The organism is Chryseobacterium sp. CH25, assembly GCF_004119455.1.
Lineage (GTDB): Bacteria > Bacteroidota > Bacteroidia > Flavobacteriales > Weeksellaceae > Chryseobacterium.
The window spans coordinates 111,443-132,658 of the sequence record NZ_NRQT01000010.1; the positions used below are offsets into that span (position 1 = coordinate 111,443).

Consider the following 21,216-nt stretch of genomic DNA (forward strand, 5'->3'; position numbering starts at 1 on the left):
TATTTTTGTAATTAAAACTTTATCACTATCAAAAGAAATAACACCATGAAAAATATATTTTTAACTGGCTCATTATTATTAAGCCAGATCAGTTTCGCTCAATATAATTATCCAAAAACTCCCGAAAAACCTGTAACGGATGATTATTTTGGAACAAAGATTACAGACAATTATCAATGGCTGGAAGACCTGAAAAATCCGGAAGTAAAAACATGGTTCAAGGCCGAATCAGACTACAGCCACTCTATTATTGATAAAATTCCTAATCGTGAGACTCTTTATAACCGTATGAAGCAAGTTCAGGAAATGGGAGGTGATTCTTACAGCTATGCAAAACAAAAAGGAAATCTTTATTTCTATCTTAAAACAAAAAAGAATGAGAAACTTTCCAAGCTGTACACCAGAGATATTTCTACAGGAAAAGAGACATTGATATTTGATCCCGAAACGTATAAAAAGAATGCCCAGATCACTAACTTTTCAATAGATTCGAAAGGCAATAAAATAGCATTATTATTTTCACAATCCGGTGGTGAGATTTGTGAGATTAAGATTTTAAACTTACAAACAAAAAAATACTTGACGACACACTAAGCCCTATCTGGAGCGAGTTCAACTTTGAGTTTACCCCGGATGGTCAGTCTATTATTTATACCAAGATGAGCACCGGAGACCCCAACAGCAATATGCTTCTGAAAGAAATGAAAGCAATGCTGCACAAGATAGGAACCCATTCTGATCAGGATATTGTACTGGCATCAAGGGAAGCAAATCCCGAAATTAATATACTAACGGAACAATTTCCAATGGTTGAGTTTTCTGAAGATTATCAATATATCTTACTCGATATAGGTTCTACCAAATCGGAAAGTCCTCTATTCTATGCTCCTTATTCTGCTCTAAAGGATAAAAAAATTACGTGGAAACAGTTTGTAAAAGCTTCAGACGATATTACTCAAACCTTTATTAAAGGGGATCAGTTATTTTTCCTTAGTCACAAAAATGCACCGAATTACAAAATAGGACTTACAAGCCTATCCAACCCTGACTTTGATAATGCTAAAATCATCGTTCCGGAAGGTAATGCTGTAATCAAATCAATACACAATTCTAAAAATTATTTATTTTATGCTTTAAACAATGGTATTACTCAGGAGAAATATCAGATTGACCTTAAAACATTAGCAATAAAAAAGGTACCGTTACCTGACGGAGTCAACAGTTCCGCTTCTCTTAACTCCCGTGAAAACGATCATCTGCAGTGCAATAACAGCAACTGGCTTACCCCGAATACATTCTACGAATACACCCCTCAGGATGGGAAAGTTGTTAAAAGTAAATATTTCAATGGGGAAAGCAAGTACCCGGATTATTATGCATCATATGATGTAAAAGAAGTGGAAGTAAAAAGTCACGACGGTGCTATGGTTCCTCTTTCTATTATCTATCCTAAAAACATGAAAATGGATGGCAGTACTCCTGCTTACATCACCGGATATGGCGGCTACGGAATCTCTTCTACTCCACGTTTTTCTAACAGGCTGTCTGTACTGCTTGAGCAAGGTGTAGTAGTTGCTATTGCCCATGTGAGAGGAGGTGGAGAAAAAGGTGAAAACTGGCATAAAGACGGAATGAAAGCTAAAAAACCCAATACATGGAAAGATTTCATTGCCTGTTCAGAATATCTTGTTGACCAAAAATACACTTCTCCTTCAAAATTAATTGGTAACGGAGTCAGTATGGGAGGAGTTCTTATCGGAAGAGCTATTACGGAAAGGCCGGATCTATTTGCAGTGGCTATCGCGGAAGTGGGGATGACTAATGCTCTTCGTTCTCAAAACTCAGCCAATGGAGATAATCAGATTCCGGAAATAGGAAGTATAAAAAAAGCTGAGGATATTAAAAGTCTGATCGAAATGGATGCACAAAGCAAGGTTAAAAAGGGAGTAAAATATCCGGCAGTGATTGTCCGTACCGGAATGAATGATTCCAGAATTACTCCTTGGGAACCGGCAAAATTTGCAGCAGTATTACAAAACAGTACAGCCTCTGAGAAACCCGTTTTATTGTATGTTAATTACGAAAACGGACATTTCACAAGTGACCTGGATGTAGTCTTCAAAGAATATTCAGATATTTTTGCTTTTGCATTATGGCAGGTGGGACACCCGAAATTTCAGCCGGCTAAGAAGTAAAAGTCAAGAACTCATAAAAACAAAACCCGTTCGAAAAACTCGAACGGGTTTCTTATTAAGATTAAAAAATATTTTCTAAGGATAAGGAGCAATTTCCACTTCAAGGCCTTCCATAGCATCTGCAATATGCAGCTGGCAGCCCAATCGGCTGTTGTCTTTCACATGGAAAGCTTCAGCAAGCATTGCATCTTCTTCATCTCCCATTGGTTCCAGACCAGGATCATTGATTACATAAACCTGGCATGATGCACACATTGCCATTCCGCCGCATACACCAATAGTACCTTCTTCAGCCAATTCATAAGAACGGATAATTTCCATTAAGTTCATGGACATATCCGTTGGAGCAATAACATCGTGGGTTACACCTTCTCTGTCGGTGATTTTAATATTAATATCTGACATAATTCTGCAAAATTAGTCAATTTTTTTCACAACAGCCTTCTCTGCTTCTTTACGACTTCCGTCAAATCCGTCTACACCACTTACGGTTGTATATTTTAATACGAATTTTTTACCAGGATTCAGTCTGTTATAAACACTCTGACACATTAAAGTAGCCTCGTGGAAACCACAAAGAATCAGCTTTAATTTACCAGGATAGGTATTGATATCTCCGATTGCATAAATACCGTCGATGTTCGTCTGATAATCAAGAGCATTGTTTACCACAATCGCATTCTTCTCAATATTTAATCCCCAGTTTCCGATCTCTCCTAATTTTGGAGTTAATCCGAATAATGGAATGAAGTAATCTGTTTCAATTTCAAAAGCATCTTCACCATCTTTCTGTACAGTGATAGCTTCTACTTTTCCATCACCTCTGATCCCGGTAACTTCAGCAGGAGTAATTAATTTAATTTTCCCTTCGTTTTTCAGATCCTGAACTTTCTCTACAGAATCCAACGCTCCTCTGAACTCATTTCTTCTGTGGATCAAAGTAACTTCACTTGCTACATTAGAAAGGAAGATACTCCAGTCAAGGGCAGAATCTCCACCTCCGGCAATTACTACTTTTTTATTTCTGAAGTGCTCAGGTTCTTTAACAAAATATTCAAGACCTTTTTCCTCATACTCAGCTACATTTTCGAACGTAGGTTTTCTAGGCTCAAAAGTTCCCAATCCACCTGCAATAGCAATCGCTTTACATCTGTGAACTGTACCTTTGTTGGTAACCACCTCAAACCACTCATCATCAACCTTTGTATAAGAAACAGCGGTTTCACCTAAAGTGAATCCAGGTTGGAACTGCTTGATCTGCTCCATCAAATTATCCACTAATTCTCCAGCATTCACTGAAGGATACCCTGGGATATCAAAAATAGGTTTCTTAGGGTAAAGTTCTGCCAATTGCCCTCCCGGTTGTGGAAGTGCATCAATAATATGGCACTTCATTTTTAAAAGACCAGCTTCAAAAACTGCGAAAAGCCCTGTAGGCCCTGCACCTATGATCAATATATCAGTGGTTATCATAATTTAAGATAATTTAATTATACATGTAACTGCAAATTTACTAATTTTAATGCGAAGCATATTTAATTGATTCTAAATAAAAAGCTGAGATTTGTCAAATATCTATTATTTAAGATATTAAATTTGGCAACGTTTTTGTAAATGTCATATTATGAAGAAAATTTTAAACCTTTTTGCAGTATTTATATTCTTTTTAGGCTCTGCTCAAATAGACAATATAGCAGACGGTGAATCCATCACTCTTAGAATCCATTATGGCTTTCTAAATGCCGGAACCGCTAACCTTACCACTAAAAAGACGACCTACAAAGGAGCTCCTCATCTGTATGTAAAAGGTACAGGGCAAACTACAGGTGCTGTAAAGGCTTTCTTCAAAGTAGAAGACCTCTATGAAAGTTTTATTGACAGCGCCAGCGGATTACCGAGCTACTATGTTCGAAACGTACGTGAAGGAAGCTATCGTCAACATTTTGAAACCGCTTTCAATCATGATAATAATACTTTAATTTTAACGGATAAGAAAACACCAGCCAATGGTTCAAAAGTAATTAAGTCAGTAAAAGGCGTACAGGATATGCTTTCGTGTTTTTATTATTTAAGAAGCAAAAACCCTGAGGAATTAAAAGTAGGAACCGTTATCAACATGAATGTATGGATTGATGATGAAATGTTTCCTTTTCAGCTTAAAGTGACAGGTACTGAGAACTTAAAAACAAAATTCGGTACGATTAATTGTTTAAAAATTATTCCATCTGTAAAGAGTGGAAGAGTATTTAAGGAGAAAGAAGGAGTAACAATGTGGGTTTCCAATGATGCCAACCACTTACCGATGCTTCTGAAAGCTGAATTAGCAGTAGGTTCACTTAAAGCAAGTATTGACGATTATAAAAACGTAAAATACCCTTTAAAGTTTAGCAAATAACGATCATCTCGTTTTTAAATATCAAGTCTGTAAATTTTACAGGCTTTTTTATTTACTCATGTAATATATATTGAATACCGGTTGTCTTTATTATAGAAGCAGCAATGAGGCTGTCAGGTCAATACTTCATTCATTTTTTCGTATCTGAAGTATGGGCATAAGAAACAAGACACGTGTAAATTTTTCAATAAAATCTGTTTTTAATTACGTTTTGTTTCTTAGGTCAGTAATTAAAAACAAAAACCTCCGGAGCTCCGGAGGTTTGTTTATTATAATGACTTGAATTGCTCCAAGGTTCTTATATCATTTTCAAAGAACATTCTGATATCGCTCATTTGGTAAAGAAGCATTGTAATTCTTTCAATACCCATTCCGAATGCATATCCTGAATATTTCTCAGAATCAATATTTACATTCTTTAATACGGCAGGGTCTACCATACCACAACCCATAATTTCTAACCAACCTGTTCCTTTTGTAATTCTGTAGTCAGTTTCTGAGTTTAATCCCCAATATACATCAATCTCAGCACTTGGCTCAGTGAATGGGAAATAAGAAGGTCTCATTCTGATTTTAGATTTTCCGAAAAGCTCAGTTGTAAAGAACTGGATTGTCTGCTTTAAATCTGCAAAGCTTACATTCTCATCAATATATAATCCTTCAATCTGGTGGAAGATACAGTGAGAACGTGAAGAAATAGCCTCATTTCTGAATACTCTTCCCGGAGATAAAATTCTGATTGGCGGCTGGTTTTCTTCCATAAAACGGGTCTGTACAGAAGAAGTATGCGTTCTCAAAAGAATATCCGGATTCTGCTCAATAAAGAAAGTATCCTGCATATCTCTTGCCGGGTGATATTCCGGAAGGTTCAATGCGGTAAAGTTATGCCAGTCATCTTCAATCTCAGGACCGTCTGCTACAGCAAATCCAATAGATTTAAAGATTTCAATAATTCTGTTTTTAACCAGGTTGATCGGGTGTCTGGAGCCCAATTCCAAAGGAAAAGCAGGTCTCGTAAGATCTTCTTTTTCTAGCACAACAGATGATGCAGAAGCATTTTTTAAATCCTCCAGTTTAACTGCAACTGCCTGTTTTAAAGTATTGATCTTTTGTCCGAATTCTTTCTTCTGGTCGTTAGGAACTTCTTTAAATTTTTCAAAAAAATCATTCAGAACCCCTTTTTTACCGTTGTACTTGATTCGGAAGCTTTCTATATCTTCCTTAGAGGTAGCATTGAAGCCGTTTACTTCGATCAGTAGTTCTTCTATCTTTTCTATCATTATTTTACCCTTTCAAAATGTTTTGCAAAAATACGACTTTTAAGTTGAATAATAAGTCCATCATAAAAAAATCTGCCTCTTTTTCGGGAGGCAGACTTCAATCACTTATTTCACTTAAATAAAAAAATTATTTCTTTTCCAAAGCTTTAACGTTGATCTGAAGGGTTACCTCATCTTTAATCACACCGTTTTCAGCAGGAGCCTGGAACTTCACGCCAAACTCTTCTCTTTTGATATCCTTAGGCTCAGTAGCTACACTTACCTCTCCGTCTTTCACAGAAACGTTAGCTTTAAACTGAACTGGCTTTGTAATTCCTTTAATCGTTAAATTACCATCCAAAAGAGTATTATAATCACCTTCTGTAGCAGGAGTAACCTTTGTAATTTCATAAGAAGCTGTTGGGAATTTTTCTACTTCAAAGAAATCACCACTTTTCAGGTGACCGTTTAATTTACCCATATCATCCGGACTGTCTTTCAAGTCTACAGAAGTCAGGGAATTCATATCAGCAACAAATTTACCGCTTTCCAGTTTTCCATCCTTCACTGTTACATCTCCACTTTCAAACTTAATCGTTCCAAAGTGGCTCGTATTCTCAGATTTAAATACTTTGTATCCTTTCCATTCAACCTTACTGTTTAGCGTATCCAAAGTGTACTGGTTACCATCCTTGGTTGTAGTCACTTCATTACTTTCACTGGTAAGCGGTTTATCTTTTTTACAAGAAACCACTACAGCAGTAACAAATAAAGCAGGAATAGCTAACGAAAACAGTTTTTTTCTCATTTTTGATTTATTTTTATTACTCCCGCTAATATAATAAAAAAAATTATGTTTTCATAAAAACCTTACATTTGTAATATGCTATTAGAAATAAACAATTTATTCTTCTCTCACACTAAAGAAAAACCGCTGTTTCAAAACCTTAATTTAAGATTTGAGGCTAATAAAATTATTGCTCTGGCTGGAGAAAGCGGTTGCGGAAAATCTACTCTTTTAAGCCTGGTATATGGACTTCTTGATTGGGAAAGCGGAGATATCCTTTTTAACGGAACCAAACTGTTAGGTCCCAAAGGAAACCTTGTTCCGGGTGAAGCTGAAATGAAGTTTGTAGCACAGAATTTTGACCTGATGCCTTATGCTACTGTGGCTGAAAATGTAGGTAAATTTATTTCTAATATTAATTTAAAAAAGAAAAGAGAAACTGTTATGGAACTTCTTGAAGTGGTGGGACTTCAGGAATTTGCTGATATACTTCCTAAATATCTAAGTGGCGGACAGCAGCAAAGAGTAGCTATTGCAAGAGCTCTTTCTGTAATGCCTAAGCTACTGGTCCTTGATGAGCCATTCAGTAACCTTGATTTTCCAAGGAAGATTGAGCTTAGAGAAAGACTTTTCCGATATGTAAAGGAACATCAGATTTCTCTGGTTATTTCTACCCACGAACTTCAGGATATCATGCCATGGCTGGATCAGATTGTGATTCTGCAGAATGGAAGACTCATTCAAAATGACAGTCCGGAAGAAACCTACAAAAATCCTTACAACTCTTATGTTGCCAAATTATTTGGTGAAGTGAATATCTTCAGTGAAGCCGAAGCGGCAGACTTCCAGCTTTCAAAATTCTTCTATTATCCAAAGGGAATAAAAGTATCTGAAAACGGAATCGAAGCAGAAGTTCTGGAAAGTAGATTTGCAGGAAATTATTACTGGAATAAAATTAAAACAAGAAATAAGGAACTGGTGATGTATACTGATGATAAACTACATGATTCAGTTAATATCTCATTCATTTAAATTGAAGAGAACTGAAACAGCAAAACACCTAATGTTTCAGCCCTAATCATCCCAACTTCCATAGCCTTCATAAGCCATCGATAAAAAACACATAACTTATACGTTTCCTTACACTTATCAATAAAAAAAATACAAACATAAGAATCAGGTATTAAACTTTTTCTTACATTTGTATTTCCACAGCATAAGGAAATTATTGGTTATTTCTCTTTCTGCCTTTTAGACGGACATTAGCAATCTTGCAATTAAGTCTTTGAAAGATTACACTGTCCAATTTTTTCCTTTTTTATGGGCTTCGGTCCATATCAAAAGTGAATTGTAATTATGCTTTCTTCACAAATTCCGACTTTAAAGCCATTGCTCCGAAACCATCAATCTTACAATCGATATTGTGATCACTTCCCGGTCTTAAACGGATATTTTTCACTTTAGTTCCAGCTTTTACCGGTTTTGGTGCTCCTTTTACAGGAAGATCTTTTACTACTACTACAGAATCTCCATCCTGAAGTTCATTTCCGTTAGAGTCCAATATTTTCCCTTCGTTTGCTGCTTCAGAAGCTGCTTCTTCAGGATTCCATTCGTAGAAACACTGAGAACATACCATCATGTTATCACTCGGGTAAGTAAACTCGGAGCTGCATTTCGGACAAAGTACTGTATCACTCATATTTTAATTTTTTGCAAAGGTAGGGCTTTTTCAAGGTTGAAGTCAAGAGGTAAAACCCAGTATAGCAGATAATAAGCTGACTTAGTTTTTACACCAACAAGTGAATTAAATAAAATTAATTAAGCTAAATGTAAAGAAAATGAAAGATATTGATAAACATAGATATTTTATTTGTAAAGATTTTTCATTTAAGCAAAAACAAGGGCTCATTCGTCACTAAATAAAAAGGTATCTTAACCAACTAAAAAATGTGAATATTAAGATAAGTCTTTACAAATTCAGTATTAAAACTTATTTCTATCATTAAAAAATTAACAAACGCAGCAAATTGACTATTCACCATTCACTCCAACCCTAAAACCCTCTAATAGCCAAACTCTCCAACACAATCTTCAACTCTCAACTTTAATTCGTATTTTTGCAGATTCAAACAGCGAAGCAAACTTATGGAACTTATTCACAGAAACTTGGCGATCGGAATTCACGATGCCTTACAGGAGACATTTTTTGAAAAAACAAATATGCCGATAAAGTTATTGAAAGACTTTTAAAGGCAAACAGAAAATGGGGAAGCCAGGACAGAGCCGTTGTTTCTGAGATTTTCTACAATATCATCCGTTGGAAAAAACGCCTTGAGTATTATATGGGCGAAGGGGTGAAACCTAATAATATTTATAAACTTATCATTGCTTACCTTCTTTGGAGTAAGACCAATTATAAAAAGTTTGAGGAGTTTGACGGAATCAAAATTGCCGACATTCTTACCAAGCTTAAAAAGAATACCGTTCCTACAAAAGCAATAGAATATTCTATTCCGGACTGGTTAGCAGAAACGTTAGAAAAAGAATTGGGAGCTAAATGGGAAAGAGAAATGCTGGCACTAAATGAGCAAGCTCCTACTGTTTTAAGAACAAACACCTTAAAAACTACCACAAAGGAACTTATTTCTGACCTTTCAGACGAAGGTGTTGTATCCTTTCCTATCAAAAACTATCCTGATGCAGTGCAGTTGGAAGAGAAAAAGAATGTTTTCCTTACTACAGCTTTTAAAGAAGGATTATTTGAAGTTCAGGATGCTTCTTCTCAGAAGATCGGATATTTCCTTGATGTAAAAGAAGGACAGAGAGTAGTAGACGCATGTGCTGGTGCTGGAGGAAAAACACTTCACCTGGCAGCATTAATGCAAAACAAAGGTCAGATTGTAGCTTTAGATATTTTCGAATGGAAACTGGCAGAATTAAAGCGTCGTGCTAAAAGAGCCGGAGCTCACAATATTGAAACCCGTATGATCTCTGACAACAAGGTGATCAAGCGTCTTCATGATAAAGTAGACAGGCTATTGATTGACGCTCCATGTTCAGGTCTTGGAGTTTTGAAAAGAAACCCGGACAGCAAGTGGAAAATCGATCAGGACTTCATTGACAGAATCAAAAAAGAACAACAGCAGATTCTTCAGGATTATTCTAAAATGCTTAAAAAAGGAGGAAAAATGGTGTATGCTACATGTTCTATACTACCTTCTGAAAACAACCTTCAGGTAGATGAATTCATTAAAAACAACCCTGGATTCAAAATGATTAAGGATGAAAAGGTAATGCCTAGCGAGGGATACGACGGATTCTATATGGCATTGATTGAAAGAGTTTCTTAATTCACTCTACAATACATCAATAAATAAAAAACTACTCTATTTTCCGGAGTAGTTTTTTTTTATTTTCCCTTTTCTGAAAAAATGTAACAATTTTTGTAACATTTCAAACATATTGTCTACTAACTGTATAGATTAAACCGTTTTGATGCTGTAAAAAGTTTACAATAACTTTACAGCAAATTCATTTATTTATGCAAAAAAGAATTGTTTTCAATTTTCTGGCGATTTTTTTATACTGTTTGTTTTCTGCACAGACATATGAGATTCAATACATCAGCTCTTATAACGGAAAAAAAATAACTGATCAGCCTTCTACCATCGTTTGGGTCAATGAAAAAGAAAATTTCATCCTCAATAACACCATCAAAGAACAGAGGAGCAGCTATCCTTATGAGATCACTAAAGTAGAAAGACCATCCAATACTATTGTTTCTTACGCTTTTTTAAAACCGGGCTCAATTATTTCATCATCCGATACTGAATCTGTAGGAAAACAGGATTTTGAACTCACCAATGAAACAAAAAAATCTTAGGATATACCTGTAAAAAAGCAATTACAAAAGTCAATTCAAATACCATTGAAATCTGGTACACCAATGATCTGAGCTTAAAAGGCGGGCCATCTGCTTTGGGACAAAATTTAGGGTTAGTTCTGGAAGTGGAAAGAAATAAAAATTCTTTAATAACAGCCGGATCCATTAAAAAGATAAAGAATACCGGAATTGAAAACATTTTAAAAGGAAACATACAGACAACAGATCAACTGGGATACAAAGATTTACTTTGGAGAAGCAGATTTACTACTTTGAATGTTTTTGAAAACGAAATCATCAACTTTTCTGATGCTTCAAAATCTGACGATCAGATAAAAAGATACGCCAACGGAACCATCATTCTTAAAAAAGTAAAGTTCCCCAATATCACAGAAGGGGAAAATATTTTCGTAGAACTGAAACAACAGTCCAATGGAGATGCCTATGACAGAACCGGAACCGTTTTTTTTATTCCACAGGATAAAGAAAAGTCTTTTTTCGACGGATTGGAAAAAGGAGCTAAAACACTTCCACTCTACGAAAATGGAAACGGAAAACAGTATTATGGAATAACCGCTACCGAACAGTACAGCCCTGCCGTGGAAATGATGAGATTCTTTACCGCTTTTGGCACACAGAAATTCAATCATATTCAGCTTAAAGGAAAAACCTGGCAGACCGTTACTCCTTATCGACAGGACATTACAGAACTGAAACCTTCCTTATCGGGAAAAGAGCTTTGGATAGGTACCTTTATTGGCAACTATGATAAAGGCGGACATAAAGTAAGCCTTGATATTACTATTCATAAAAGCGACCAGACAGTAAATAAAAACAATACAGCTATTCCTTTATTCAATACTTTAAACATCATGGAAATGGCGGGACAGGACTATTCTACAATGTTCAACCAGGACAAAGGACTTCTTGTTACTTTCAATTTAGATAAAGATCTGAAAAACGCACAGCTAAGATATACCACAACAGGACACGGTGGTTGGGAAAACGGAGATGAGTTTGTTCCGAAAGCCAATTCTATTTTTGTAGATGGAAATTCTACATTTTCATTTGTGCCTTGGAGAACAGACTGTGGTTCCTATCGTTTATACAATCCGGCTTCAGGAAACTTCCAGGACGGGCTTTCATCCTCAGACCTCAGCAGATCAAACTGGTGCCCGGGAACAGTTACCAATCCTAATTTCATTCCTCTTGGAGATTTGAAAGCCGGAAAACACACCATACAGATAAAAATTCCGCAAGGACCTACAGAAGGAACAAGTTTCAGCTCATGGAATGTTTCTGGAACATTACTTGGAACCCTATAAAAACAAAACCTTCTTGCATGAGAATTGCAAGAAGGTAAAAACACAAATGATGAAAAAAAATTATTTCGAGCCACAAAGTAAGGGCTAAAATTCGCATAATAAATTATCATATATTAAGAAATATGTCATTTTTATTTTGTATAGAGGATACACTAATTTGAGCCCAACGAAAAAAATTAATCAAAAACATATTAATCCTTCTAAATAGTTAATATTTTTCTTTTAAATAAATTATTTAATTAAAATTATTAACTTATACTAATTTTTCATTGTTATTTATAAACATCCCTTTTACTTTTGTCTCATAAATAATAAAATTATGTGTGGAATTGTATGTTTATTCGATGCCAAGCAAAAAACTGAGCTATTAAGACCTCAGGTTTTGGAAATGTCAAAAAAGATCCGTCACAGAGGACCGGATTGGAGTGGAGTGTTTCAGGATGAAAAAGTAGTTTTCTCTCATGAAAGACTTGCCATTGTAGATCCAACTTCCGGAAAGCAGCCTCTATTTACAAAAGACGGAAAAGTAGTATTAGCCGTAAACGGTGAAATCTACAACCACAGAGAATTAAAAGAAGAATTTCCTGATTATGAGTTTCAGACTCAATCTGATTGTGAGGTGATTCTGGCTCTTTACAGAAAATATGGAAAAGACTTTGTGGAAAAACTGAATGGTATTTTCGCATTTGCATTATACGACACTGAAAATGAAGTCTACCTGATTGCCCGTGACCATATGGGAATCTGCCCTCTGTATCAGGGATGGGATAAAAACGGAAACTATTATGTAGCCTCTGAATTAAAAGCCTTAGAAGGGATATGCAAAAAGATTGAAACGTTCTTACCCGGACATTTGGTATACAGCAAAGATGGAAGTGATCTTCAGCAATGGTATAGCAGAGAATGGGAAAGTTTTGACCATGTAAAAGACAACAAAACAGATATTGATAAGCTAAGAAAAGGTCTAGAAGATGCTGTTCACAGACAGCTGATGAGCGATGTACCTTACGGCGTATTACTTTCCGGTGGTTTAGACTCGTCTGTTATTTCAGCCATTACAGCAAAATTTGCAAGACAGAGAATTGAAAGTGGAGACACTCAGGAAGCATGGTACCCAAGATTACACAGTTTTGCTGTAGGTCTTGTAGGATCTCCGGACTTAGCGGCAGCACAAAAAGCAGCAGAACATATCGGATCTGTTCATCATGAAGTTAACTTTACAGTTCAGGAAGGGCTGGATGCTATACGTGATGTAATTTATCACCTGGAAACTTATGATGTAACAACGATCAGAGCTTCCACCCCAATGTATCTTTTAGCAAGAGTGATCAAATCCATGGGGATTAAAATGGTTCTATCCGGAGAAGGTTCTGATGAACTGTTCGGTGGCTACCTGTATTTCCATAAAGCTCCAAATGCTAAAGAATTCCACGATGAAACGGTAAGAAAACTTGGAAAACTTCACCTGTATGACTGTTTAAGAGCGAACAAAGCATTAATGAGCTGGGGAATAGAAGGAAGAGTTCCTTTCCTTGACAAAGAGTTTATGGATATCGCGATGACCCTTAACCCACAAGATAAAATGATTAACGTATCTGAAGGGAAAATTGAAAAATGGGTATTAAGAAAAGCTTTTGAAGATATTCTTCCTGCTTCTATTGCATGGAGACAAAAAGAACAGTTCTCAGATGGTGTGGGATATTCATGGATTGATACTTTAAAAGAAGTAGCTGAGAAAGAAGTTACAGATGAGATGATGACTAACGCAAGATTCAGATTCCCGTTAAACACTCCACAAAACAAAGAGGAATACAGATACAGAACAATTTTTGAAGAGCACTTCCCAAGTGAAACTGCAGCTGCAACGGTTCCATCTGTTCCATCTGTTGCCTGCTCCACCCCTATCGCCCTAGAATGGGACGAAGCTTTCAAAAAAATGAACGACCCAAGTGGAAGAGCGGTGAAGGTGCATGAGACATCATATTAGAGGTACGAGGTGCGGGATGAAAACTGAACGGTAGAGTGAATGTGAATGATTAATTTAAATGTTCAAAGTTTAAAGTTCATGGTTTAAAGTTATCGTAATACTTAATTTATTCACGATTCACTGGCGAAGCAAAATTGACTACTGACAGTTATCATCATTAAATTATACCCTTTATACCCTTTTTTCGTAATAATTTATTAATCCTGTAGCAATACGGGATTATTTTTTGAATTAACAACAACAATATGGCATAATTTAACTGACAATCAAAAATAATATCTAATAAATAATTATATTTGGAAAACGAAAATATCAATTATAAAAAATGAGAAGAAACCTTACTGTTTTATTTGCCTTATTATCCATCAGTTTTGCTTTTGGACAGGGAAAATATGGCAAATATCTGAACTCAAAAAAGCTTGCTTTAGCTTATAAAAGCGTGAAAGATGCTGATAAGGATGATTATTACCAACAGTTTTACTGGCTGGTAAAAGCTGAGCAACTTAAGACTTATCCTCACCTTAAGGATATAAAGCCTGTAGTACTGTATGAATTTGTAAAATACGTAAACCCTCAGAATCCTACAAAAAAACTGGATAAAAGAGATAAAGAGCTTAGAGCTACTGCAGAACTATCTTTAAATCAATACTTCAAAAACAAAAATTTCGAGAACAATTCTGTATTAATGTACAACCTTGAAACATATGTAGATCCGTCAAAAGGACAGTTTTACACTAAGGTTGATCCCGAAAAAATTAAAGAACTGGTTCCTAAAGAATTGTTTGCCTTCAACTCTTTCAACAGAAATTTAGGTGAAGAAAAGACCTATTATCTTTGGGTTGATAAGAAAAAGGACGATCTTAATATTGTAGACATTATTCCTAGTGAAAAAGATGACAAATCATTCTACACAAGATTAAGACAGTATCTTCCAAGCTATAAGTTTTCAAAATATGTTCCTACTGTAAAAAAAGGAAACAAAACAGATAAAACGGATATAGAATATTATTACATCATGCCTTTCGAGCAGAATACAGATAATATTGAATACAAAACAAAGGATTTCAAAAATTTCACATTAAGCCAGTATAGAAAAGCAGGTGACGAATGGAAAGGAGTAGAAAAGACTAAAAAATAAATTAAAAAGTCCTGTGATATATCGCAGGACTTTTTTAATTTTATATGGATTTCTTCATCTAAGAATCAAACTGCTTAAAGCAAGCACTTTTCTTCAAATAAAATAAGTCTGGATGTTTTTGAATATTCCAGCCTATACAAAATGACAGAAACAAGCCCTCAACAGACATCCATAAAGAAAATTCTCCCCTTGATTCTGGCTACTGCTATTTTTATGCAAATGCTGGATTCAACTATTCTGAATACTTCTCTCCCATCTATTGCCAAGGATCTTCATGAATCTCCATTGAATATGCAGAATGCCATCATCAGCTATGTATTGACATTAGCCGTTTTTATGCCTGCAAGTGGATTTTTGGCAGACCGTTTCGGAACCAAGAAAGTATTTATTTTCTCGTTGATATTATTCAGTTTGGGTTCTTTGTTCTGTTCATTATCCCAAAACCTTACCCATCTTGTTATTTCAAGGGTTATTCAGGGCGTTGGCGGAAGTTTGATGACTCCCGTTGGGAAATTAGCACTCATTAAAACCTTCGATAAAAATGAATTGCTGAAAGCGATGAACTTTGCCATTATCCCTGCACTCATCGGACCTGTTCTAGGGCCGTTGGTAGGAGGTTATATGGTAGATTATCTTTCCTGGCACTGGATATTTCTGATTAATATTCCTATCGGTTTCTTAGGAATTATTTTAGGATTAAAGTTCATGCCCGACTATAAATCTGATGATGTAGATTTTGACTTTAAAGGATTTTTAATCTTTGCCGCAGCATCTCTCCTACTTTCTATTTCTTTAGAACTTTTTGGAAACATGCAGAATATAACACCAGTTCTCATTGTATTTATTATGGGATTTCTGTTTCTGTACTATTACTATAAACACGCTAAAAAAGAAGGACACCCTATTTTCCCTTTAAACTTGTTTCAGGTAAGAACTTTCCGTGTGGGAATTGTAGGAAACTTAGCCACGAGACTTGGGATCAGCTCTGTTCCTTTACTTCTTCCGCTGATGATCCAGATTGCTTATAAACAGTCTGCCGTAACTTCAGGATGGATTATTGCTCCCATGGCCCTAACTGCAATATTCGGGAAATCATCCGTTATTAAAATTCTGGATAAATATGGGTATCGACAAACATTAATGGTCAATACTTTTATTATCGGAACTTTGATCTGTATGCTTGCGATTCCTGATATCCACACTTCATTATATTGGTTTGTTCCTATTATTGCGGTATTGGGATTTTTCAACTCTATTCAGTTTACTTCTATGAATACGATTTCCATTGCGGATCTTCGGAATTTCCAGACCAGCAGTGGTAATTCATTAATATCCGTTAACCAACAGCTCGCCATCGGTTTTGGGATTGCTTTTGGATTAATTGTTTTAAAAATATTTGAAAACTCAGACCTCATCCAGGGCGAAACGCATAATGCTTTCCGGTATACTTTCCTTACAGTAGGAATATTAACGATCTTATCAGGATTCGTGTTTAGAAGGCTGCACATTTCAGATGGAAAGAATATGAAGTCCAAAGAAGAATAATTAAAGCTCCGTCTATTTTCTTCTCATTTTTACACACTACCCTTCTACTCCAATACGAACTTATCACAGATCAATGCATCTGCCTTATAAGTATGGTAATTTTGTTTACATAAAATCAACAATATTATGGCAACTAAAAAAGTAGAAATGGTAGCATCTCCAAGACCTGCACACTTTGTAGGTGACGGTTTTAGAGTGCATAATTTTATTCCGGGCGTACATGGCTTGGATATGAAAAGAATGGATCCGTTCATTATGCTTGATTATAACTCAAAATTTCATTTCAATGGTTCTGAAAGACCAAGAGGTGTGGGAGTTCATCCACACAGAGGTTTTGAAACAGTAACCATAGCCTATAACGGAAAAGTAGAACATCACGACAGCGCAGGCGGCGGAGGTATCATTGGAGAAGGTGATGTACAGTGGATGACAGCTGCTAAAGGAGTTCTACACAAAGAATATCACGAAACAGAATGGGCTAAAGAAGGTGGAATTTTCCAGATGGTACAACTTTGGGTAAACCTTCCTGCAAAAGATAAAATGAGTAATCCAAAATACCAGGCCATTGAAAATTCTAAAATGGAAAAAGCAGACCTTGGAGAAAATGGACATGTAGAAGTTATCGCCGGAGAATTTGACGGGCACAAAGGTCCTGCATTTACCTTCACTCCTATTCACATGATGAATGCCAAGCTTAAAGCAGGTGGAAAAGCAGAATTTAATTTTCCTGCTCACTTTAATACAGCAGCTTTGGTGATTGAAGGAAGTATTACCATCAATGAAGAAGAACATGTGAAAGCAGATCATTTTGCTCTGTTTAAAAACGAAGGAGAAAGCTTCACTATCGAAGCACAGGAAGACTCAGTTGTTTTAATCATCAGTGGAGAACCAATTAACGAGCCTATCTTCCCTCATGGTCCTTTTGTAATGAATACCAGAGAGGAAATCATGCAGGCATTTGAGGATTTCAATACCGGAAAATTCGGGTATCTTGAAGATTAAAAGGATAGAATTAAATTTTCCTTAATCTTAAATCATCTCTTTTTTACTAACTTTATATATCATTATATCGGGTTGGAGTCTAAAGATTAATGTTAAGTTAAGTAATGTTTGAGGATATAAACCTTATAGGTTCTGGAAGCTTATAAGGTTTGTTTTCTCAACTGCATTTCTTTTATAAAGCAAAGAATATTAATCTCTTCCAACCGAGATCTTTAATAAACTTTTAATACAAAAAATTATGAAACCGGAATTTGAAAACATACCTCTTGTAAAAACTGACAAAAGATTTGAAATAGAAGTGAACGGACATCATGCCTTCATTGACTATCGCGAAACGACTCACCAAATCGCTTTGATACACACAGAAGCGGATCCTGAACTTGGAGGAACAGGAGCAGCCACTGCGGTAGTGGAAAAAACACTGAACTATATTGAAGAAAGCGGCAAAAAACTTCTTCCGTTCTGTCCGTATGTTTTTGCTTATATCAAAAAGCATCCTGAGTGGAAACGTATTGTGGATGAAAAATTTGACGGGTACGATAAACTGTAAATTTTCATCACTATTTATTTAAACAAACATTAAAAGCATTACATCATTATGTCAAATATTGGACTTATCATCGAGGAAAAATCAGCAGATATCGGAAATTTTCTGGTAGGAAGACTTCTGCCGTTCCGTGAAAAAAGAGCTGTGGGGCCTTTCGTTTTTATAGACCACATGGGACCTTCGGAATTAAAGGATTATCAAAACCTTGATGTTCCACCCCATCCGCATATCGGATTATCTACGTTGACTTATCTGCTTGAAGGCTCTATTTTCCACAGAGACAGTATCGGAAGCGCTCTTGAGATCAAACCGGGAGCTGTTAACTGGATGACTGCCGGAAAAGGTGTAGTACATTCTGAAAGAACTCCGGAATATTTAAGACACAGCGATAAAAGACTTCACGGATTCCAGATCTGGGTAGGTCTTCCTAAACATCTTGAACAGTCTGAACCTACTTTTCATCATATTGAAGCAGATGAAATTCCGGTTTGGGAGGAAGATGGAATTCAGTATAAATTAATTGCCGGAGAAGCATTTGGTAAAACCTCTCCTGTTCCGGTACACAGTAAATTATTTTTCATCGAGATCAAAACCAAAGAGGCTAAGAAAATCAGCATTGGAAAAGATCTTTATGGAGAAGCTGCGATGTATGTTCTGGATGGAACAGTGACTACAGATGGTAACTCATATGGCTCCAAACAGCTTATGATCGCAAAAGATACCAAGCTTTGTGAGTTTGATATGAGTGAAAACGGCACAGTATATCTTTTCGGTGGCGAACCTTTTGATGAGGAACGTTTTATTTTCTGGAACTTCGTGAATTCAGACAAGGAAATGATCGATCAGGCCAAAATAAACTGGAATGATCAGAATCATGAGGCATTCCCTTTGGTTCCGGGTGATGACCAGGAATATGTTCACCTACCGAAGGCAATTTTAAACAGAAAATAATTTCATCAGATAAAGAAACCATGAAAATATTAGCATTTGCAGGAAGTAATTCTTCAACTTCTATTAACAGGGAACTGGTAAAGTTTGTTTTAAAAGATTTTCAAAATGAAGAGATCAATCTTATTGATTTGAATGACTTCACCATGCCTGTTTTCTCTGTAGACCTTGAAAAGAAAGGATTTCCGGATGAAGCCCATCATTTTTTAAAGCTCATTGAAGAATGTGATGTGATCATCTGTTCTCTTGCAGAACACAACAGATCTTACAGTGCTGCATTCAAAAACGTTTTCGATTGGGCATCAAGGATTAATGTGAAGGTATTTCAGAACAAGCCTATGCTTCTGATGAGTACTTCTCCGGGAGGCTATGGTGGCGGAAATGTAATGAATACCGCTAAAACATTCTTTCCTCAATTTGCTGCAGATATCAAAGAAACGTTTTCATTATCCAAGTTCTATGAGAATTTTGATCTTGAAAGCGGAGTTATTAATCCTGATATGCTGAGTGAGTTGAAAACGAAGATTGAAAATTTTAAAAATATAATTAAAACCAATGACTAAAGGAAGACTTGAAGCCTTCAGTGATGGAGTTCTGGCGATTATCATTACGATCATGGTTCTTGAACTTAAAGTACCTGAAGGAAGCAGCTGGGCTAGTCTCAAACCTCTTCTGCCTAAATTTTTAGCCTATATTTTCAGTTTCATTTATGTAGGAATTTACTGGAATAACCATCATCATATGTTTCAGGCAGTAAAAAAGGTAAACGGAAGTATTCTTTGGGCTAACCTTCATCTGTTATTCTGGCTCTCTATGATGCCTATTGCTACCGAATGGATCGGCAATACAGGTTTTGCAGAAAATCCGGTCGCAACCTATGGAATTATCCTCGTATTATGCGCGATCGCCTACAGCATTCTGGAAAATGTTATTATCCGGTGTGAAGGTGAAAATTCAACACTGAAAGAGGCTATACATTCAAAGTACAAAGAGAATATATCAATTATATTTTATATTCTGGGAATCGCTACTTCATTTTTTTATCCTTATATTGCCATAGGTTTTTATTATATAGTGGCTCTTATATGGCTGATTCCGGACAGAAGAATCGAAAAATCATTAAAAGACAATTAATATGGAAACACACGAATATCCTAACGGCGACATTACTGTCATCTGGCAGCCTCAGAAGTGTATCCACTCGGCTGTATGTGTAAAAATGCTTCCCAAGGTCTATAATCCGAAAGAGAGACCCTGGATAAAAGCAGAAAATGCAACTCCTGAAGAATTAAAAAATCAGATAGATCATTGCCCATCAGGTGCATTAAGTTATAAATTCAACACTGGAAAATAATGGCAGTAACGGTAAAAGCAAGTTTAGGAAAAACAAAATATTACACGGAGGTAACAGCGGGAGAAAATAAAATTATTACCGATGAACCTATAGATAAAGGCGGACAGAATAAAGGTTTCAATCCCATGGAAATTCTGGCTACTTCTTTAGCAAGCTGTACAGCAGCAACCCTAAGAATGTACATAGAAAGAAAAGAATGGGATGTAGAAAACATTCATGTGGAAGTAGAACTTGAAAACTATCCATTAACCAAAAGAGCAGTATTCCAAAGAGAGATCAGTTTTGAAGGGGTTCTGGATGATGAACAGTTAAAAAGACTGCATACGATTGCTGATGCCTGCCCTGTACATAAAATATTAACCAACGATATAGAAATACTAACTAAATTCTCATAAAACATGATCGAAGTAAAACAAAACAACGACGACAAACACGGAAGTTTTGAAGCTTTCATAGATGGAAGACGCGCAGGAATGATGACGTACACCTGGGCAGGAGAAGAAAGATTTATTATAGACCACACGGAGGTGGAAGAAGCTTACAACGGAAAAGGAGTAGGTAAAGAAATGCTTTTGGCTGCTGTAGATTTTGCAAGAAAGAACGGAAAGAAAATTATTCCGCTTTGTCCTTTTGCTAAAGCCAGTTTCCAGAAGAGTGAGGAATTGCAGGATGTTTTGGTGAACTAATCACTGCTTCCACCCTTACAATACAAACCTTTCAGAGTAGATCTGGAAGGTTTTTTTATACAGAAGTTTTTATTTTTATTACCTGATGCTTTTTTAACGCAAAGTTTTCATTAGCTTGATGATATATTTTTAAGGGAGCTAAGAGTGAATCGATTTTCAATCGAT

At 36.0% G+C, this 21,216-nt stretch carries 20 protein-coding genes and 3 pseudogenes; 18 read left to right on the top strand and 5 right to left on the bottom strand.

Features of this window, described 5'->3' with window-relative positions:
- Positions 1 to 45: 45 nt before the first annotated feature.
- Positions 46 to 1,271, top strand: a pseudogene (locus tag BOQ64_RS24200) (S9 family peptidase); the annotation flags it as partial.
- Between the two features lie 192 nt (positions 1,272 to 1,463).
- On the top strand, positions 1,464 to 2,195 hold the full coding sequence (locus BOQ64_RS24205; protein WP_228448488.1) for a prolyl oligopeptidase family serine peptidase: 732 nt from the start codon (positions 1,464 to 1,466) through the stop codon (positions 2,193 to 2,195).
- 75 nt (positions 2,196 to 2,270) lie between these two features.
- Here the strand turns inward: BOQ64_RS24205 and BOQ64_RS19280 are convergent, their stop codons facing one another.
- Together BOQ64_RS19280 and BOQ64_RS19285 are read right to left on the bottom strand one after the other, a co-directional pair.
- Positions 2,271 to 2,600, bottom strand: a complete 330-nt coding sequence (locus tag BOQ64_RS19280; protein ID WP_045493683.1) for a 2Fe-2S iron-sulfur cluster-binding protein — start codon at positions 2,598 to 2,600, stop codon at positions 2,271 to 2,273.
- Between the two features lie 12 nt (positions 2,601 to 2,612).
- Positions 2,613 to 3,668, bottom strand: coding sequence for an NAD(P)/FAD-dependent oxidoreductase (locus tag BOQ64_RS19285; protein WP_129058998.1), 1,056 nt, complete (start codon positions 3,666 to 3,668; stop codon positions 2,613 to 2,615).
- A 151-nt stretch (positions 3,669 to 3,819) separates the two neighbouring features.
- Between BOQ64_RS19285 and BOQ64_RS19290 the strand changes: the two genes are divergently transcribed.
- Complete coding sequence (locus BOQ64_RS19290; RefSeq protein WP_129058997.1) at positions 3,820 to 4,590, top strand: DUF3108 domain-containing protein; 771 nt, start codon at positions 3,820 to 3,822, stop codon at positions 4,588 to 4,590.
- A 269-nt stretch (positions 4,591 to 4,859) separates the two neighbouring features.
- On the opposite strand, the gene pheS is transcribed toward BOQ64_RS19290, so the two are convergent.
- Together pheS and BOQ64_RS19300 are read right to left on the bottom strand one after the other, a co-directional pair.
- Entirely contained in the window at positions 4,860 to 5,870 is a 1,011-nt protein-coding gene (gene pheS, locus BOQ64_RS19295) for a phenylalanine--tRNA ligase subunit alpha (protein ID WP_129058996.1), read from the bottom strand.
- A 127-nt stretch (positions 5,871 to 5,997) separates the two neighbouring features.
- Positions 5,998 to 6,657 (bottom strand): YceI family protein, encoded by a 660-nt coding sequence (locus tag BOQ64_RS19300; protein ID WP_129058995.1) that lies wholly within the window; start codon positions 6,655 to 6,657, stop codon positions 5,998 to 6,000.
- A gap of 75 nt (positions 6,658 to 6,732) precedes the next feature.
- Here BOQ64_RS19300 and BOQ64_RS19305 point away from each other — a divergent pair, with 75 nt between their 5' ends.
- A complete protein-coding gene (locus tag BOQ64_RS19305; protein WP_129058994.1) occupies positions 6,733 to 7,668 on the top strand; it encodes a sulfate/molybdate ABC transporter ATP-binding protein in 936 nt (311 codons plus the stop codon).
- Positions 7,669 to 7,990: 322 nt separating this feature from the next.
- On the opposite strand, the gene BOQ64_RS19310 is transcribed toward BOQ64_RS19305, so the two are convergent.
- Complete coding sequence (locus tag BOQ64_RS19310) at positions 7,991 to 8,335, bottom strand: zinc ribbon domain-containing protein YjdM (protein WP_027373877.1); 345 nt, start codon at positions 8,333 to 8,335, stop codon at positions 7,991 to 7,993.
- A 446-nt stretch (positions 8,336 to 8,781) separates the two neighbouring features.
- Between BOQ64_RS19310 and BOQ64_RS19315 the strand changes: the two are divergent.
- The 14 genes and pseudogenes from BOQ64_RS19315 (at position 8,782) to BOQ64_RS19375 (ending at position 21,051) form a co-directional block, all read left to right on the top strand.
- Positions 8,782 to 9,986 (top strand): annotated as a pseudogene (locus BOQ64_RS19315) (RsmB/NOP family class I SAM-dependent RNA methyltransferase).
- A 191-nt stretch (positions 9,987 to 10,177) separates the two neighbouring features.
- Positions 10,178 to 11,265 (top strand): annotated as a pseudogene (locus BOQ64_RS24950) (GLPGLI family protein); the annotation flags it as partial.
- A 156-nt stretch (positions 11,266 to 11,421) separates the two neighbouring features.
- On the top strand, positions 11,422 to 11,844 hold the full coding sequence (locus tag BOQ64_RS24955) for a peptide-N-glycosidase F-related protein (RefSeq protein WP_410494861.1): 423 nt from the start codon (positions 11,422 to 11,424) through the stop codon (positions 11,842 to 11,844).
- A 319-nt stretch (positions 11,845 to 12,163) separates the two neighbouring features.
- Complete coding sequence (gene asnB / locus BOQ64_RS19325; RefSeq protein WP_129058993.1) at positions 12,164 to 13,831, top strand: asparagine synthase B; 1,668 nt, start codon at positions 12,164 to 12,166, stop codon at positions 13,829 to 13,831.
- A 325-nt stretch (positions 13,832 to 14,156) separates the two neighbouring features.
- Entirely contained in the window at positions 14,157 to 14,969 is an 813-nt protein-coding gene (locus tag BOQ64_RS19330) for a hypothetical protein (RefSeq protein ID WP_129058992.1), read from the top strand.
- Positions 14,970 to 15,110: 141 nt separating this feature from the next.
- Entirely contained in the window at positions 15,111 to 16,514 is a 1,404-nt protein-coding gene (locus tag BOQ64_RS19335; RefSeq protein ID WP_129058991.1) for an MFS transporter, read from the top strand.
- A 126-nt stretch (positions 16,515 to 16,640) separates the two neighbouring features.
- Positions 16,641 to 17,516 (top strand): pirin family protein, encoded by an 876-nt coding sequence (locus BOQ64_RS19340; RefSeq protein ID WP_129058990.1) that lies wholly within the window; start codon positions 16,641 to 16,643, stop codon positions 17,514 to 17,516.
- A gap of 238 nt (positions 17,517 to 17,754) precedes the next feature.
- The gene (locus BOQ64_RS19345) at positions 17,755 to 18,066 is read left to right on the top strand and encodes a GNAT family N-acetyltransferase (protein ID WP_129058989.1); all 312 of its coding nucleotides are present in this window, start codon (positions 17,755 to 17,757) and stop codon (positions 18,064 to 18,066) included.
- A gap of 48 nt (positions 18,067 to 18,114) precedes the next feature.
- Positions 18,115 to 19,014 (top strand): pirin family protein, encoded by a 900-nt coding sequence (locus tag BOQ64_RS19350; protein WP_129058988.1) that lies wholly within the window; start codon positions 18,115 to 18,117, stop codon positions 19,012 to 19,014.
- Between the two features lie 20 nt (positions 19,015 to 19,034).
- Complete coding sequence (locus BOQ64_RS19355; protein WP_129058987.1) at positions 19,035 to 19,574, top strand: NADPH-dependent FMN reductase; 540 nt, start codon at positions 19,035 to 19,037, stop codon at positions 19,572 to 19,574.
- A complete protein-coding gene (locus BOQ64_RS19360) occupies positions 19,567 to 20,145 on the top strand; it encodes a TMEM175 family protein (RefSeq protein WP_129058986.1) in 579 nt (192 codons plus the stop codon). The genes BOQ64_RS19355 and BOQ64_RS19360 overlap by 8 nt, the downstream gene beginning before the upstream one ends.
- A 1-nt stretch (position 20,146) precedes the next feature.
- Positions 20,147 to 20,365: a (4Fe-4S)-binding protein gene (locus BOQ64_RS19365; RefSeq protein WP_129058985.1), complete on the top strand. Its 219-nt coding sequence runs from the start codon at positions 20,147 to 20,149 to the stop codon at positions 20,363 to 20,365.
- On the top strand, positions 20,365 to 20,760 hold the full coding sequence (locus BOQ64_RS19370) for an OsmC family protein (RefSeq protein WP_129058984.1): 396 nt from the start codon (positions 20,365 to 20,367) through the stop codon (positions 20,758 to 20,760). The genes BOQ64_RS19365 and BOQ64_RS19370 overlap by 1 nt, the downstream gene beginning before the upstream one ends.
- Positions 20,761 to 20,763: 3 nt before the next feature.
- Positions 20,764 to 21,051, top strand: a complete 288-nt coding sequence (locus BOQ64_RS19375) for a GNAT family N-acetyltransferase (protein ID WP_185147089.1) — start codon at positions 20,764 to 20,766, stop codon at positions 21,049 to 21,051.
- The last annotated feature ends 165 nt before the right edge of the window (positions 21,052 to 21,216 follow it).